Origin of the sequence: Natronococcus sp. A-GB7 (genome assembly GCF_029688865.1) — an archaeon.
In the GTDB taxonomy this organism is placed as follows: Archaea; Halobacteriota; Halobacteria; order Halobacteriales; family Natrialbaceae; genus Natronococcus.
On record NZ_JARUKV010000032.1, the window covers coordinates 36,944 to 49,403 of the forward strand.

General features: G+C 66.3%; 17 protein-coding genes. 8 read left to right on the plus strand and 9 right to left on the minus strand.

Annotated features, from left to right (window positions below):
• Nucleotides 1–75: 75 nt before the first annotated feature.
• Both QA609_RS21495 and QA609_RS21500 read right to left on the minus strand, forming a co-directional pair.
• Nucleotides 76–1,443, minus strand: a complete 1,368-nt coding sequence (locus QA609_RS21495) for a phosphomannomutase (RefSeq protein ID WP_278304675.1) — start codon at nucleotides 1,441–1,443, stop codon at nucleotides 76–78.
• A 214-nt stretch (nucleotides 1,444–1,657) separates the two neighbouring features.
• A complete protein-coding gene (locus QA609_RS21500; RefSeq protein ID WP_278304676.1) occupies nucleotides 1,658–2,287 on the minus strand; it encodes a MaoC family dehydratase in 630 nt (209 codons plus the stop codon).
• A 233-nt stretch (nucleotides 2,288–2,520) separates the two neighbouring features.
• Here QA609_RS21500 and QA609_RS21505 point away from each other — a divergent pair, with 233 nt between their 5' ends.
• The 5 genes from QA609_RS21505 (at nucleotide 2,521) to QA609_RS21525 (ending at nucleotide 6,165) form a co-directional block, all read left to right on the plus strand.
• The gene (locus tag QA609_RS21505) at nucleotides 2,521–2,841 is read left to right on the plus strand and encodes an AbrB/MazE/SpoVT family DNA-binding domain-containing protein (RefSeq protein WP_278304677.1); all 321 of its coding nucleotides are present in this window, start codon (nucleotides 2,521–2,523) and stop codon (nucleotides 2,839–2,841) included.
• Nucleotides 2,838–3,323, plus strand: coding sequence for a hypothetical protein (locus QA609_RS21510; protein ID WP_278304678.1), 486 nt, complete (start codon nucleotides 2,838–2,840; stop codon nucleotides 3,321–3,323). The genes QA609_RS21505 and QA609_RS21510 overlap by 4 nt, the downstream gene beginning before the upstream one ends.
• A 42-nt stretch (nucleotides 3,324–3,365) precedes the next feature.
• Nucleotides 3,366–3,911, plus strand: a complete 546-nt coding sequence (locus tag QA609_RS21515) for a poly(R)-hydroxyalkanoic acid synthase subunit PhaE (RefSeq protein WP_278304679.1) — start codon at nucleotides 3,366–3,368, stop codon at nucleotides 3,909–3,911.
• Nucleotides 3,908–5,293, plus strand: a complete 1,386-nt coding sequence (gene phaC, locus QA609_RS21520) for a class III poly(R)-hydroxyalkanoic acid synthase subunit PhaC (RefSeq protein WP_278304680.1) — start codon at nucleotides 3,908–3,910, stop codon at nucleotides 5,291–5,293. The genes QA609_RS21515 and phaC overlap by 4 nt, the downstream gene beginning before the upstream one ends.
• A 128-nt stretch (nucleotides 5,294–5,421) precedes the next feature.
• Entirely contained in the window at nucleotides 5,422–6,165 is a 744-nt protein-coding gene (locus QA609_RS21525) for a beta-ketoacyl-ACP reductase (RefSeq protein WP_278304681.1), read from the plus strand.
• A gap of 198 nt (nucleotides 6,166–6,363) precedes the next feature.
• Here the strand turns inward: QA609_RS21525 and moaC are convergent, their stop codons facing one another.
• Nucleotides 6,364–6,903: a cyclic pyranopterin monophosphate synthase MoaC gene (moaC, locus tag QA609_RS21530; protein WP_278304682.1), complete on the minus strand. Its 540-nt coding sequence runs from the start codon at nucleotides 6,901–6,903 to the stop codon at nucleotides 6,364–6,366.
• Nucleotides 6,896–8,323 carry an NAD(P)H-hydrate dehydratase gene (locus QA609_RS21535; protein WP_278304683.1) on the minus strand — a complete coding sequence of 476 codons (1,428 nt, stop codon included), beginning with the start codon at nucleotides 8,321–8,323 and terminating at the stop codon, nucleotides 6,896–6,898. Before QA609_RS21535 ends, moaC begins: the two co-directional genes overlap by 8 nt.
• A gap of 75 nt (nucleotides 8,324–8,398) precedes the next feature.
• Between QA609_RS21535 and QA609_RS21540 the strand changes: the two genes are divergently transcribed.
• Nucleotides 8,399–8,920 carry a hypothetical protein gene (locus QA609_RS21540; RefSeq protein WP_278304684.1) on the plus strand — a complete coding sequence of 174 codons (522 nt, stop codon included), beginning with the start codon at nucleotides 8,399–8,401 and terminating at the stop codon, nucleotides 8,918–8,920.
• On the opposite strand, the gene QA609_RS21545 is transcribed toward QA609_RS21540, so the two are convergent.
• Nucleotides 8,914–9,192: an acylphosphatase gene (locus tag QA609_RS21545; protein WP_278291842.1), complete on the minus strand. Its 279-nt coding sequence runs from the start codon at nucleotides 9,190–9,192 to the stop codon at nucleotides 8,914–8,916. The two genes, QA609_RS21540 and QA609_RS21545, sit on opposite strands and share 7 nt — an antisense overlap.
• A gap of 102 nt (nucleotides 9,193–9,294) precedes the next feature.
• On the opposite strand from QA609_RS21545, the gene QA609_RS21550 reads away from it, so the two are divergent.
• On the plus strand, nucleotides 9,295–9,543 hold the full coding sequence (locus tag QA609_RS21550) for a hypothetical protein (protein ID WP_278304685.1): 249 nt from the start codon (nucleotides 9,295–9,297) through the stop codon (nucleotides 9,541–9,543).
• A 2-nt stretch (nucleotides 9,544–9,545) separates the two neighbouring features.
• Here the strand turns inward: QA609_RS21550 and QA609_RS21555 are convergent, their stop codons facing one another.
• Nucleotides 9,546–10,427 (minus strand): DNA glycosylase, encoded by an 882-nt coding sequence (locus tag QA609_RS21555; protein ID WP_278304686.1) that lies wholly within the window; start codon nucleotides 10,425–10,427, stop codon nucleotides 9,546–9,548.
• A gap of 125 nt (nucleotides 10,428–10,552) precedes the next feature.
• Here QA609_RS21555 and QA609_RS21560 point away from each other — a divergent pair, with 125 nt between their 5' ends.
• Complete coding sequence (locus tag QA609_RS21560) at nucleotides 10,553–11,038, plus strand: DUF555 domain-containing protein (protein WP_278304687.1); 486 nt, start codon at nucleotides 10,553–10,555, stop codon at nucleotides 11,036–11,038.
• Between the two features lie 107 nt (nucleotides 11,039–11,145).
• Here the strand turns inward: QA609_RS21560 and QA609_RS21565 are convergent, their stop codons facing one another.
• The 3 genes from QA609_RS21565 to QA609_RS21575 form a co-directional block, all read right to left on the minus strand.
• Entirely contained in the window at nucleotides 11,146–11,382 is a 237-nt protein-coding gene (locus tag QA609_RS21565) for a UPF0058 family protein (RefSeq protein WP_049888693.1), read from the minus strand.
• A 281-nt stretch (nucleotides 11,383–11,663) separates the two neighbouring features.
• On the minus strand, nucleotides 11,664–11,843 hold the full coding sequence (locus QA609_RS21570) for a hypothetical protein (RefSeq protein WP_278304688.1): 180 nt from the start codon (nucleotides 11,841–11,843) through the stop codon (nucleotides 11,664–11,666).
• Nucleotides 11,844–11,940: 97 nt separating this feature from the next.
• A partial coding sequence (locus QA609_RS21575; protein ID WP_278304689.1) for a transcription initiation factor IIB family protein occupies nucleotides 11,941–12,460 on the minus strand: 520 nt, incomplete at its 5' end.

A 12,460-nucleotide genomic window follows, 5' to 3' on the forward strand; every position in this document is an offset into this window, starting at 1 on the left:
TCCTCATCCGCATCCGACGTCGAGTTCTTCGTCACGGTCGCACTCGAGACCACGTCACCATCGTTCGGTCCCGCCTCACCGGACCGTTTCGATCGCGTGCTCGATAACCGTCCGTCCCTCCGCGACGAGGTCGTCTACCTCGTCGCTCTCGGCGTAGAGCCGGACGTAGGGTTCGGTTCCGCTGGGGCGGACGAGCAGCCACGAGGCGTCCGCGAACTCGAGGCGCACGCCGTAGCTCGTGTCGACGCTCGCCTCGGGAAACGCCTCGGGGAGATCGGACTCGAGGCGGGCCATCGCATCGCCCTTGAGCCGGTCGGGGCAGTCGACGCTGACCTTCCGGTAGGGGCGTTCGGTAACCGGTTCCCGCAGCGTCGAGACGTCGCCGGCCTCGGCGACGAGCGCGGCGACGACGCCGGCGCTCGCGACGCCGTCGATCCAGCCGCCGAAGCTCGTGTGGATGTGTTTCCAGGGTTCGGCCGCGAAGACGATCTCGGCGTCGTCTCCGGCCCGGTCGCGTTCTCGCGCGATTCCTTCGTGGAGCGCACCCAGGCGGACTCGCTCGACGCGGCCGCCGGCCGCCCGAACGCGCTCGTCGATTCGCGCCGAGGCGTTCGGCGTCGTAACGACGACGGGGTCGGCGGCGTCGCTCGTCTCCGTGTAGTGGGCCGCGGCAAGCGCGAGGACGGTGTCCTCGTGGACGACCGCCCCGTCGGGCTCGAGGACGACGAGTCGGTCGGCGTCGCCGTCGTGAGCCAGGCCGAGATCGAACGATCCCTCGGCGAGGAAGTCGCTGAACTCCGTCAGGGTCTCGGGGGTCGGCTTGCTGTCTCGGCCGGAGAAGTGGCCGTCGACGTTCGCGTTGACGCCGATGACGTCGGCGCCGAGGTCGTCGAGTACCTGCGGCGTCGCCAGCGCGCCGACACCGTTCCCGCAGTCGACGGCGATCGACAGTCCCGCGAGCGGCGACTCGTCGTCGAACTGGGTGCGCACGTAGTCGGCGACTGCGTCGCGATAGCGGCCGAGGATGTCGGCCCGTTCGGACCGCCCCCACTCCTCCCAGGTGGCCAGCCCGGAGTCGTCGGCGCTTACCTGCTCGTCGATCAGCGCCTCCGCGTCGCTGTCGTACTCGACGCCGTCGACGAACAGCTTGATCCCGTTGTCGCTCGGGGGGTTGTGACTCGCCGTGAGCATCACGCCGCGTCGCCCTCGAGAGGCGAACGCGAGCGCCGGCGTCGGCACGCGGCCGACCCGACGGACGTCGGCACCCGCGCTCTCGAGGCCGGCCTCCATCGCCGCGGCCAGCGCCGGTCCCGTCTCCCGTCCGTCCCGACCCACGACGAACGTCGTTCCGGGCTCGCCCGCGGCCTGACCGACCGAGAGCGCGAGCGATGGTGAGACGGTCTCGACTGGCCCGCGGATCCCTGCGGTCCCGAACAGTGTCATGGTGGCCCGTTCCGCGAGGAACTACTTATACTGTCTGTCCTCGAGCGAAACGAGAGTTCGAACGGGTCGCCTCGAGAGGGCGGTCTCGGTGTCGCCGCGGAGGGACGGCTCTACGGGAAAAGTACGCAATCCGTCCCGTACGGACCGCTGTACGTCGTTTCCGGCGCCACCGACTGTACCGCGGTCGCGCCGGGAGATCGCTACGGGGCTCGTTTCAGGCGTCGGGCATGTCGTCGATGAGGACGACGGCCTCGCCGTCGACGACCGTCGCGTCGTCGTTCTCGTCGCGGACGACCGTCTCGAGCCGGTACTGGTTGTTGCCGAGGTCCTCGACGATCTCGACGCGGGCGGAGACCCGATCGCCGATCCCGACGGGGCCGGCGAATTCGAGGTCCTGGGAGAGGTAGATCGTCAGCCCGGGAAGCCGGGCCAGCGCGGCGCTGATCAGTCCCGAGACGAGGGTTCCGTGGACGATCCGCTCGCCGAATCGGGTGTCGGCGGCGAACTCGTCGTCGAGGTGGAGGCGGTTCGTGTCGCCGCTGATCTCGGCGAACGCGCGCACGTCTTCGTCGGAGAGCTCCTTCTCGAAGGTGACCTGATCGCCCGGGGCCAGCGCCGTCGGATCCTCGACGGTTCGCTCGAAGCTCCAGTCGGCGTCGGCGTACTCGAGGGAGGGGATCGAGGCGTCGGTGTGGTTGCCGTTCGATTCCGTCTGGGTCGAATCCATTGCGGCGACGGCGGCGCGGTTGGCCGCGGTCGCACTCCGGAGGACAGATCGGGTTGCGGTGGACCAGGCGTTGGCCAGGGCGCCAAACCCGTTCTCGCCGGCGTTCTGGTGGGACATCTACTCTCGCTATAGGGACGAGCCCATTATACCTCTTTGGCTGCACAATGCGCGGTTATCCGTGCCGGCGACGGCGTGGTAACCGACGCTTTCGAGTGCCCGACTGCGGGCTCGAGGCGAAAAATCGCACTACGGGGCGATGATGACCGCCGAAGCACACTCGAAACCATTCAGTGGCACTCAATGGTAGAGATCGGAAACCCTTATTAGTGCGGAGCGCATTGACTGTATTGATGACGGACGACTCCGACCGATCGCCCTGGTTTCCGCCGACGATGTTCGCCGAGCAGATGCAGAACGCGGGCGAGCAGGTCGCCGAATCCCAGCAGGAGATGCTGAAAAAGCTGATGGAGGCAAGCTCCGCGAACCCGCTCGAGGGCGCCTCGAGCTTCGGTCCGATGAACATGGGAACGGCGACGTTCAAGGCGCGAGTCCAGAGCGGCGGTCGGATCAGTATTCCCGAACCCGAACGGGAAACCCTCGACATCGAGGAGGGGGATATCGTCCAGACGATCGTCGTTCCCGTCAAGCGAAACCGCGAGACAGACCAATGACACAGAACCCATTCACCGCCATGTTTACCGCACAGCGCACCGCCATCGAACAGAGCCAGCAGCTCACCCACGACGCTCTCGAGGCCCAGAAGACCTCCTTCGGTGCCTTCGTCGACGCCGTCGAGTCCTCGAGCTCGGCCGTCGAGACCAACGCCGAGTTCACCAAGGGTGCCGTCGCGGCCTACTTCGACGCCGTCGAGGCGTCGATGCCCGAGGACGGCGTCGACCTCGAGGAGTTCCGCGCGCAGTTCGAGGAGAACGTCGACGCGATGACCGACGCCCAGCAGGAGTCGATCTCCGCCGTCGCCGAGGCCCTCCACGAGTCCGAGGCCGCCTACGACGAGTTCTCCGCCAGCTACGCCGAGGTCGTCGACACGAGCTTCGACGCCATGCTCGAGGCCCACGAGCAGGCCGAGGAGAACATGTCGGCCGTCACCGAGAACGTCGACTCCGTCGCCGAGGAGTTCGACGTTTCGGCGTAACGACCATAGCCTTTTGATCATACGGTCCAATTTTCCCACACAATGACAGACACACCACCGCAGTCACAGAACTGGAACGCGTTCGCCGAGCAGTGGAACGAGCAGTTCCTCGAAGCATTCGAGAACAACGTCGAAGCCCAGGCCCGATTCGTCGAGAGCTGGGCCGAGACGGTCGGCGAGATGAGCGACGACGCCGAGCTCTCCGAGGGCGTCGAGGGCTACGCCCGCGCCTACGAGGCCTGGATGAACGCCTCCCAGCAGATGGTCGAGCGAGCGAACGACCAGCTCGAGGGTGAGGACGTCGAACTCGAGGAGTTCCGCGACGTCTGGCTCAACACCGCAAACGAGGCGTTCAAGGAGGTCATGTCGACGACCGCCTTCGCGAAGATGACCGGCGAGACCGTCGGCGACGTCCTCGAGCTCCAGCAGGAGGCCGACGAGGCCGCCGAGGAGACGCTGCACTCGCTTGGCTTCCCGACCGAGAGCGACGTCGTCGAGGTCGGCGACCGCCTCGTCGAACTCGAGCGCCGCCAGCACGCCGTCGAGGAGAAACTCGACCGCGTTCTCGAGCACATAGAGGAGCAATGAAGAACCCGTACGCGACCGCCCTGGAGATGCAACGCCAGGCCTGGGAGGGTGCCGCCGGCCTCGCCGAGAAGAGCCAGGTCGCACCCGACCGAACGGAGACCCTCGAGAACGTCGAGGTCGGCCAGACCCCGAGTGAGGTCGTCTACGAGGAGAACAAGCTCCGACTGCTCCACTACGAACCCAAGACCGAGGAGCAACACGACATCCCGATCCTCGTCGTCTACGCACTGATCAACAAGCCGTACATCCTCGACCTGCAGCCCGACCGCTCGGTCGTCCAGACGCTGCTCGAGGCCGGCTTCGACGTCTACCTGATCGACTGGGGCGAGCCCTCGAAGCTCGACCGCCAGCTCGGTCTCGACGACTACGTCAACCGCTACATCGACAACTGCGTCGACGAGGTCCGCGAGCGCTCGGGCCAGGACGCGATCAACGTCCTCGGGTACTGCATGGGCGGGACGATGTCGGCGATGTACGCCGCCCAGCACCCCGAGAAGGTCGAGAACCTCGCGCTGATGGCTGCTGGCCTCTGCTTTGCGGGTGACGGCGGCGTCCTCGAGCTGTGGGGCGCCGAGGACTACTACGACCCCGAGAGAGTCACCGAGACGTTCGACAACGTTCCCGCGGAGTTCCTGGACGTCGGATTCGCGCTGATGGACCCGGTCGCGAACAACGTGACGAAGTACGTCCGCTTCTACGACAACATGGAGGACGAGGACTTCGTCGAGAACTTCGGTCGGATGGAGCGGTGGCTCGACGAGGGGATCGACGTCGCCGGCAAGGCCTACGAGGAGTTCATCCGCGACATCTACCAGGAGAACAAGCTCGTCGCGAACGAGCTCGAGCTGGGCGGGGAGAAGGTCGACGTCTCGAACATCGACATGCCCGTGTTGCAGATCGTCGCGGAGTACGACCACCTCATCCCGCCGGGAGCCTCGAAGCCGTTCAACGAGGCCGTCGCCTCCGACGACACCGAGGTCATGGAGTTCGCGACGGGCCACATCGGGATGTCGGTATCCTCTCGGAGCCACGCCGAGCTCTGGCCCGACGTCTGTGACTGGTTCGAGGCCCGCTCGACGGTCGATACCGACGCCGAGCCGGAGACGCCCGAGCCCGACGAGCCCGACGCGGCCCTCGCGGGCGACGTCGAGGGCGACGAGACCGGCCTCGACGAGTTCTCCGAGGAGGCTCTCGAGGAGACCGAGGTCGACGATCTCACCGAGATCGACGGCATCGGTCAGTCCTACGCGAACGACCTCGCCGCGGTCGGCATCGCGAGCTTCGACGAGCTCGCCGACGCCGACGCCGAGGAGCTCGCCGAGGAGACCGAGATCGCCGTCGCCCGCCTCGAGGACTGGATCGACCAGGCCGGCGAGCGATAACGCCCGCTGACGCCCCGACGCGACCCTCTCGGCCCCGAGTCGGACACTGTCGTCTTTTATTCACTGAACCAGGACGCGAAACCCAACAGGTCGTTATATAACAATCGGTGGTGCAGTGTAGGGTAACGATGTCCATGGAGGGACGCACCTGTATTATCACAGGCTCGGCGCGCGGGATCGGGCGCGGAATCGCGGAACACCTCGGCGAGGAGGGAGCGAACGTCGTCATCAACTACCGGTCGTCGGAGGGGGCCGCCCACGAGGCCGTCGAGGCGATCGAGGACGCCGGCGGGCAGGCGATTACGGCCCAGGCCGACGTCTCGATTCCCGAGGAGGTCGAACACATGCGTGACGTCTGCCACGAGGCCTTCGGGCCCGCCGACGTACTGGTGAACAACGCCGGCATCACCGCCGACAAGCAGTTCACCGAGATGTCCCGCGCGGAGTGGGATCGGGTGATGGACGTCAACCTCGGCGGGATGTTCAACTGCACTCAGACGTTCTACGACGACATCTGGAACGCCAACGAGGGGCGGCTCATCAACATCTCGAGCGTCGTCGGCAAGCAGGGCAACTTCGGGCAGGCCAACTACGCGACCGCGAAAAGCGGCATGTTCGGCTTCACCCGGACGATCGCGCTCGAGTTCGCCCAGGGCGGCTCGACGGCCAACTGCGTCGCGCCCGGCTTTACCCGGACCGACATGGTCGAGAGCGTTCCCGACCACGTCCTCGAGCGGATCATCTCGGGGATCCCCCTCGAGCGGCTGGCGGAGGTCGAGGATATCGCCGCCGTCGTTCGCTTCCTCGCGAGCGAGGAGTCGTCCTACATTACGGGCGAAGTGATCGACGTCAACGGCGGGATGGACCTGTAGCGACCGGTTCGCTCCCTTTCGGGCGCGGTCGGCGCGTTGCCGATCGACCCCCGTTGGCGTTTGCGGTTCCGTTTGCGTTTGCGTAATCGTTCTCGAACCGCTCGACGGCGAGCGACCGAGCCGTCGTTGCGCGAGAACGTTTCGAAAGCGGGACGCGGCCGCTCGAGGACGCGGACACGATATTCCACCCCGAACCGCTCAGTCCGTTCGCTTCTCCTTCTCGAGGACCCGAACGTTCTCGATTCCCGTGTCGGGGTACTGGCCCTCGTCGTCCTTCTCGACGGCTTTGACCATGTCCCAGACGACGTTTAGGCCCGTCGTAACCCCTTCGAGAGCCTCCATCTCGCAGCCCGTCTTCCCGGTGGTCTCGACGGCGACCTCGCACTCGACCCGGTCCTCGCCGAGTTCGAACGCGGTGTCGACGTTCGTAATCGGGATCTGGTGGCACATCGGGATCGTCTCCCAGGTGTGTTTAACGGCCTGGACGGCGCCGATCCGGGCCGTCGCGAGCACGTCGCCCTTGCCGATCTCGTCGTCGCGGATCGCCTCGATCGTCGAGGGCTGCAGGCGGATCTCGCCGACGGCAACCGCGCGGCGTTCGCTGTCGGGTTTGTCGCCGACGTCGACCATCTGGACCTCTCCCTCGTCGGTGGTGTGCGTGAGTTCCCCGGCGCCGGAATCGTCGCCGCTGCGCGGATCCGGGTTCGTTCCCTCGGCGGCGGACGGATCGTCACTCATCGTCACCACCCCACAGCGTCGCGGGAAGCTCCTCGAGCAGCTCCGACGCCAGATAGCCGTGTTCGTGGCGCTCGGCGAGGCGTTCGCCGGCGAGTCCGTTGACGTGGGCCCCCGCCGCGGCGGCGTCCATCGGCTCGGCGTGCTCGAGCAGCGCGGCGACGATCCCGGCGAGCGTGTCCCCGGTGCCCCCGACCTTCATGCCGACCGTCCCCGAGCGACTGATCCGCGTTCGCTCGCCGTCGGTGATCACGTCGTTTTCGCCCTTCGCGAGGACGAGGTGGCCCAGCTCCGCGGCGAAGGCCTCGATCTCGTCGGCGACCGCGGCCAGATCGTCGGTGTCGGGCCCGCCCATCCGCGCGAGTTCGCCACGGTTGGGCGTACAGACCAGCGTCGCGTCGGTCTCGATCTCGGGAACGACCTCGAGGGCGTCGGCGTCGACGACCGCCTGACCCGAGTACGACGAGAGGAACTCTCGTGTGGCCTCGAGGGTCTCGTCGTCGGTGCCGAGCCCGGGACCGATGACGACGACGTTGTCGTACTCCGCTGCGGTCTCGAGCAGGTCCTCGGCTACGTCGGGCGTGAGGATCTCGTTCTCGTAGGGCTGGACGATGAGGTCCTCGGCGTATCCCTGGATCTCGCCGGCGACGGCGTCGGGCGCGGCGACGAAGGAGAGTTCGGCGCCCGCCCGCAGCGCGGCCTGGGCGGCGAGCGCCGGCGCGCCGGTGTAGGGACCGCCGCCGATGACGTAGGGTCGCCCCTCGCGGCCGTCGGGTCGGGCCAGCGAGATATCGCCAGGGCCGGCGTCCCGCTCTGCCGCCGCGGGGATGCCGATGTCGGCGACCGTGACCTCGGCCTCGAGCTCGGCGAGGCCGGGTTTCGTGTCGTGGAAGGTGACGACGCGATCCGCCTCAACGGCGTTGTCGGCGACCTCGCCGGCGTCGGCGTCGAACCCGGAGGGGACGTCGACGGCCACGACGGTCGCGTCCGCCGCGTTGATCGCCTCGGCCGCGGTCGCGGCGGGCTCGCGGAGGTCGCCGCTGATCCCCGTCCCGAGCATCGCGTCGACGACGACGTCGCAGTCGGGGAGGTCGAATCCGCTGGAGTCCGCGATCTCCTGCGTGTCGTAGCCCGCGTGCTGCAGGGCCTCCCAGTTCTCGCGAGCGATTTCGGTGCCGATACGTTCGGCCGGTCCGAGCAGGAGCGTGGTGACGTCGTAATTCTCGAGAAAGCGAGCCGCGACGAACGCGTCCCCGCCGTTGTTCCCGCGTCCGGCGGCGACGACGACGCTCGAGCCCGGCTCCGCGACCTCGCGGACCGCTCGCGCGACCGCGTTCCCGCTCGACTCCATCAACTGTTTCTGCGAGACGCCGAGCGCCGCGGCGTTCTCGTCGACTGCGGCCATCCGTTCGCCCGTGATCATGGTTCTGGGTTCGAGAGGGGCGCCGTTGAAGATTGCGGACGAAACGCTCAATCAGGTCGCGTCCTAACCCCGGCCGTGAACGTCTTCTGGCTCGACGAGGACCCCCGGCTCGCGGCCCGGTACCACTGCGACGAGCACGTCAACAAGCTACTGCTCGAGGCCGCGCAGGTGCTGTGTACCGCGGCCCGCGAGAACGGCCGGGACGACGAGTTTCTGTACGCGGCGACCCACACCGGCCACCCGGTCACCGAGTGGGCGACGGAGTCGCGGGCGAACTGGCTTCGCCTGCGCGAACACGCCGAGGCGCTCAACGCGGAGTTCGTCGAGCGCTACGAGAAGGACGGCGACCACGCCAGCTGGGAGGTGATCGAGCAAATCGATCCCGACGAAATCGAGTTTCCCACCGAGGAGCCGACGCCGCGCCCGCAGGCGATGCCCGACGAGTACAAACGGGCCGACGACCCCGTCGGTGCCTACCGGGCGTACTACGCGGGCGAGAAGGCCGAGTGGGCCACCTGGGCACACACCGACGAGCCGCCGTGGCTCGCCGAACACCTCGACGAACTCGGCGTGCGGCTCGAGGGAGAGACTCAGTAGCGGATCTCGAACCCGTCCTCACCCTGGGGGTCCTCGTACTCGACTTCGACGTCGTCGACATCGGCCGCGGGGCTGCCCTCGTGACAGAACTCGAGCATCGACTCGACCGCGCTCTCGGGGCCCTCGAACGCCGCTTCGACGCGGCCGTCCTCGAGGTTCTTGACCCAGCCGTCGACGCCCTCCTCGCGGGCCGTGTCGCGAGTCGTCGCGCGGTAGTAGACGCCCTGTACGTTTCCGGAGACGAAAACGTGTGCCCGGGTCCGGTCCGTCATGTGCGTGGCGTCGTCGGCGACCGGGAAAATCCAGCCGTCCGACCCGCGGCTCGTCACCTCGAACCGATACCGAAAGAACCCTCGAGGGGCAACGAACCGCAAATGGGCCCGATCGAACGCTTCGAGGAGGAGTATCTCGACGTCTCAAGTAGCCGCGCGACGGTCCGGGAGCTGCTCGAGCTGTTCGTCGGTGCCGTGCTGTTCGTCCTCGCCGCTGGCGCGCTGACGTGGTACCTGCTGGGTGCGACGATCGCGCTGTACGTCGCCGCGGGACTCGCGATCGTGTTCGCGATCACGATCGTTTCACAGACGTACTGGGCGATTACCGGACGAAACGATTACGACGAGTGACACTATTCCCGAGTTCGCAGGTGGTGAAAGACGTACGTCTGCGTATAGCCGGCGTACTCGCCGCCGAACCGGTCGCGAAGCGCCCGTGAGGTCTCGTCGTAGGAGCCCCGGTCGCAGTCGGGGTAGTACTCCTCGATCGCGGTCCGAAGCCAGGTGTCGAGCGGAACCGCCTGGTCGAAGTCCAGCGAAAAGAGGAGAACGCAGTCGGCGACCTTGTCGCCGACGCCGACGAACCGTTTCAGCGACTCGCGGGCGGCCTCGTAGGAGCGGTCGCGGGCCTCCTCGGGGTGGGCCTCGCCGTCGGCGACCATCTCCGCAGTGCGGACGACGTAGGGCGCACGGTACCCCAGCCCCAGCTCGCGTAACTCGTCCTCGGTCGCCGTCGCGAGCCGGTCCGGGGTCGGAAAAGCGTGATAGCTCTCGCCTTCGAACGTGATCGACTCACCGTACTCCCGGGCCAGCGTCGACACCATTCCGTGGATACGGCTCACCCGCATCTGGGCCGAACAGATAAACGAGATCAGGGTGCCAAACGAGGGGTCGTCGACGAGCCGGAGCCCCCGGTGGGCCTCGTAGGCCTCGTCTAACAGCGGGTCGTCGGGCGCGGCCGCGACGATCGCCTCGAGGTCGTCCTCGAGGCGAAGCAGCCGCCGGACGAGCGGGTCGGCGTCGATCGACGACTCCCACTCGAGGACGCCGTCCCGGCTACGAACGCGGACGACGGCGCCGTCGACGACGGTGTAGTACCACTCGTCGGGCGCCGGCTCGCCGCCGTACATCTCGCCGTCGGTCCGCCGCCAGAGGTAGGTCTGACCGCTCTCGAGCGTGCGGTACAGATCGAGTCCGCCGGATAGCTCCTCGAGTTCGATTTCGCCGGTCTCCATCCGTCGGACTCTTCGGGAGCGAGGGCTTGGGCCTTTCGGACCGAAACCGTTCTCGAGACGAGACCTGCACGGCGAATCGGCGGCCGGGGCGAACCTTGATACTGTAGGCGACAGTACGTTTTCGTATGCACTGCAGGGTTGTCGTCGAGGCTGCCGTTCCGGTGTTCGACGTCGAGACGGAAGACGAGGCGATCCGCATCGCCATCTCGAAGACCGGCGAGATGTTGAACCCTGACCTGAACTACGTGGAGATCAACATGGGCGAGCGAACCTCGCCAGAGGGAGAGGAGCTGCCACCGGCGTTTATCGCAGCCGACGAGGCGCTGGTCGCACTCGAACTCGAGATGACCGTGTTCAACGTCGAGCGCGAGGAACACGCCTCCCGGATCGCTCGCAAGGAGATCGGCCAGCGCCTCGAGAACATCCCGCTCGAGGTACTCGAGGTCGAGACGATCGAGGACGATGACGACGATGCCGACGACGAGGAGGAGTCGGAAGCGGAGTCGACGGACTCGAGCGAGGAGACGAACGAGAGCGACGGCGACGCCGACGAGGAAACGGACGAGGACGACGAGGAGATCCTGCCGGAGTTCGAGGACCTCGTCGAGTAAGTCGGGTTTCGATCAGTTCAGTTCGATTCAGGAGCTCGAACGGAAACGAAACGATGGGAAACGGTCTCGCCAGTAGCCAGTAACAATCGAAAGAGGCGACGTGACAACTAGTCTGCAGTAGCGGCGACGGCTTCCTGCTCGTCCTCGCGCATGTTCGTGGTGATTCCGCCCGCAAGCGCAAATACAGCGGCCTTGTGGTCCGTTTTCGATTTGTGGATCGATGTCGGTCGAATACCGCGCGACTCGTACTCCTCGAGGTCGATCTGACAGTTGTCCCACTCCGCACACTGGTTCGATACCTCCGCAAGAAGTCCGTGAAGGTGAATGAGCTCCTGTTTCTTCATAACCATGCATTCCTATCCGCTGCAGGGTTATATTATTATCTTGAGTCTCGTTAGCACGACCCTGGAGCCGGATTCGGCGCGTATCACGTTCGAGAACGGACTCGAGCACCACAGTACCGGCGGGAAACTCCCGGAAGGGAACGACTACAACGACTCGGTTCGCTCCGTAACCGAATATTTCTGTTCACTCTCGTAGGAGTATTTTGCTGATTATTAAACTTTCACCTATCCGTGAACGTTCTGACGAGAACGGACGAGAGGATCGAACCGATCGGCGCCGGTTACCCGAGCTGTTTCAACGTCTGCAGGTCACGGTCGGTCCGGGTGAACTCCGAGGTCCGACGGGACGCGTGACAGTTCGGACAGTGAAACATCTCCGCAGGAGCCGGAAGCTCGCCGGGAGATACCTGCCAGTCTTTGGTACACTCGGGACACAACAACTGAACGGTCGTTTCGTCCATGACACACCGTTTCACACCGGAGATGAAAAGCTTTGTCGCAGTCGCACTCCGGGTGCGAAATCCGCAGCCGAGAACCCGCTCCCAACGACGACGTCCGTTAGGCCGGGGCCGCCGAGTCGGAGGCCTCGAGCAGTTCCTTGTACCGGTTGCGGATGGTGACCTCGGAGATGCTGGCGACCTCGCTGACGTCGTTCTGGGTGACCTTCTCGTTGGTGAGCAGGGCGGCGGCGTAGACGGCGGCGGCCGCGAGCCCGACCGGCGACTTGCCGCTGTGGACGCCCTCCTGTCGGGCCGAGTCGAGCAGATCACGGGCCATACGCTCGGTCTCGTCGGAGAGGTCGAGGTCGCTGACGAACCGCGGTACGTAGTGTTCGGGGTCGGCAGGCTGAACCTCGAGGCCGAGCTCCCGGATCACGTAGCGGTACGTGCGGGTCAGCTCCATCTTGTCGACGCGCGATACCGCCGAGATCTCGTCGAGGCTACGGGGGGTGCCGGCCTGACGAGCCGCGGCGTACAGCGCCGAGGTCGCGACGCCCTCGATCGAGCGCCCCGGCAGGAGATCCTCCTCGAGCGCACGGCGGTAGATGACGCTTGCAGTCTCGCGGACGTTCTCGGGA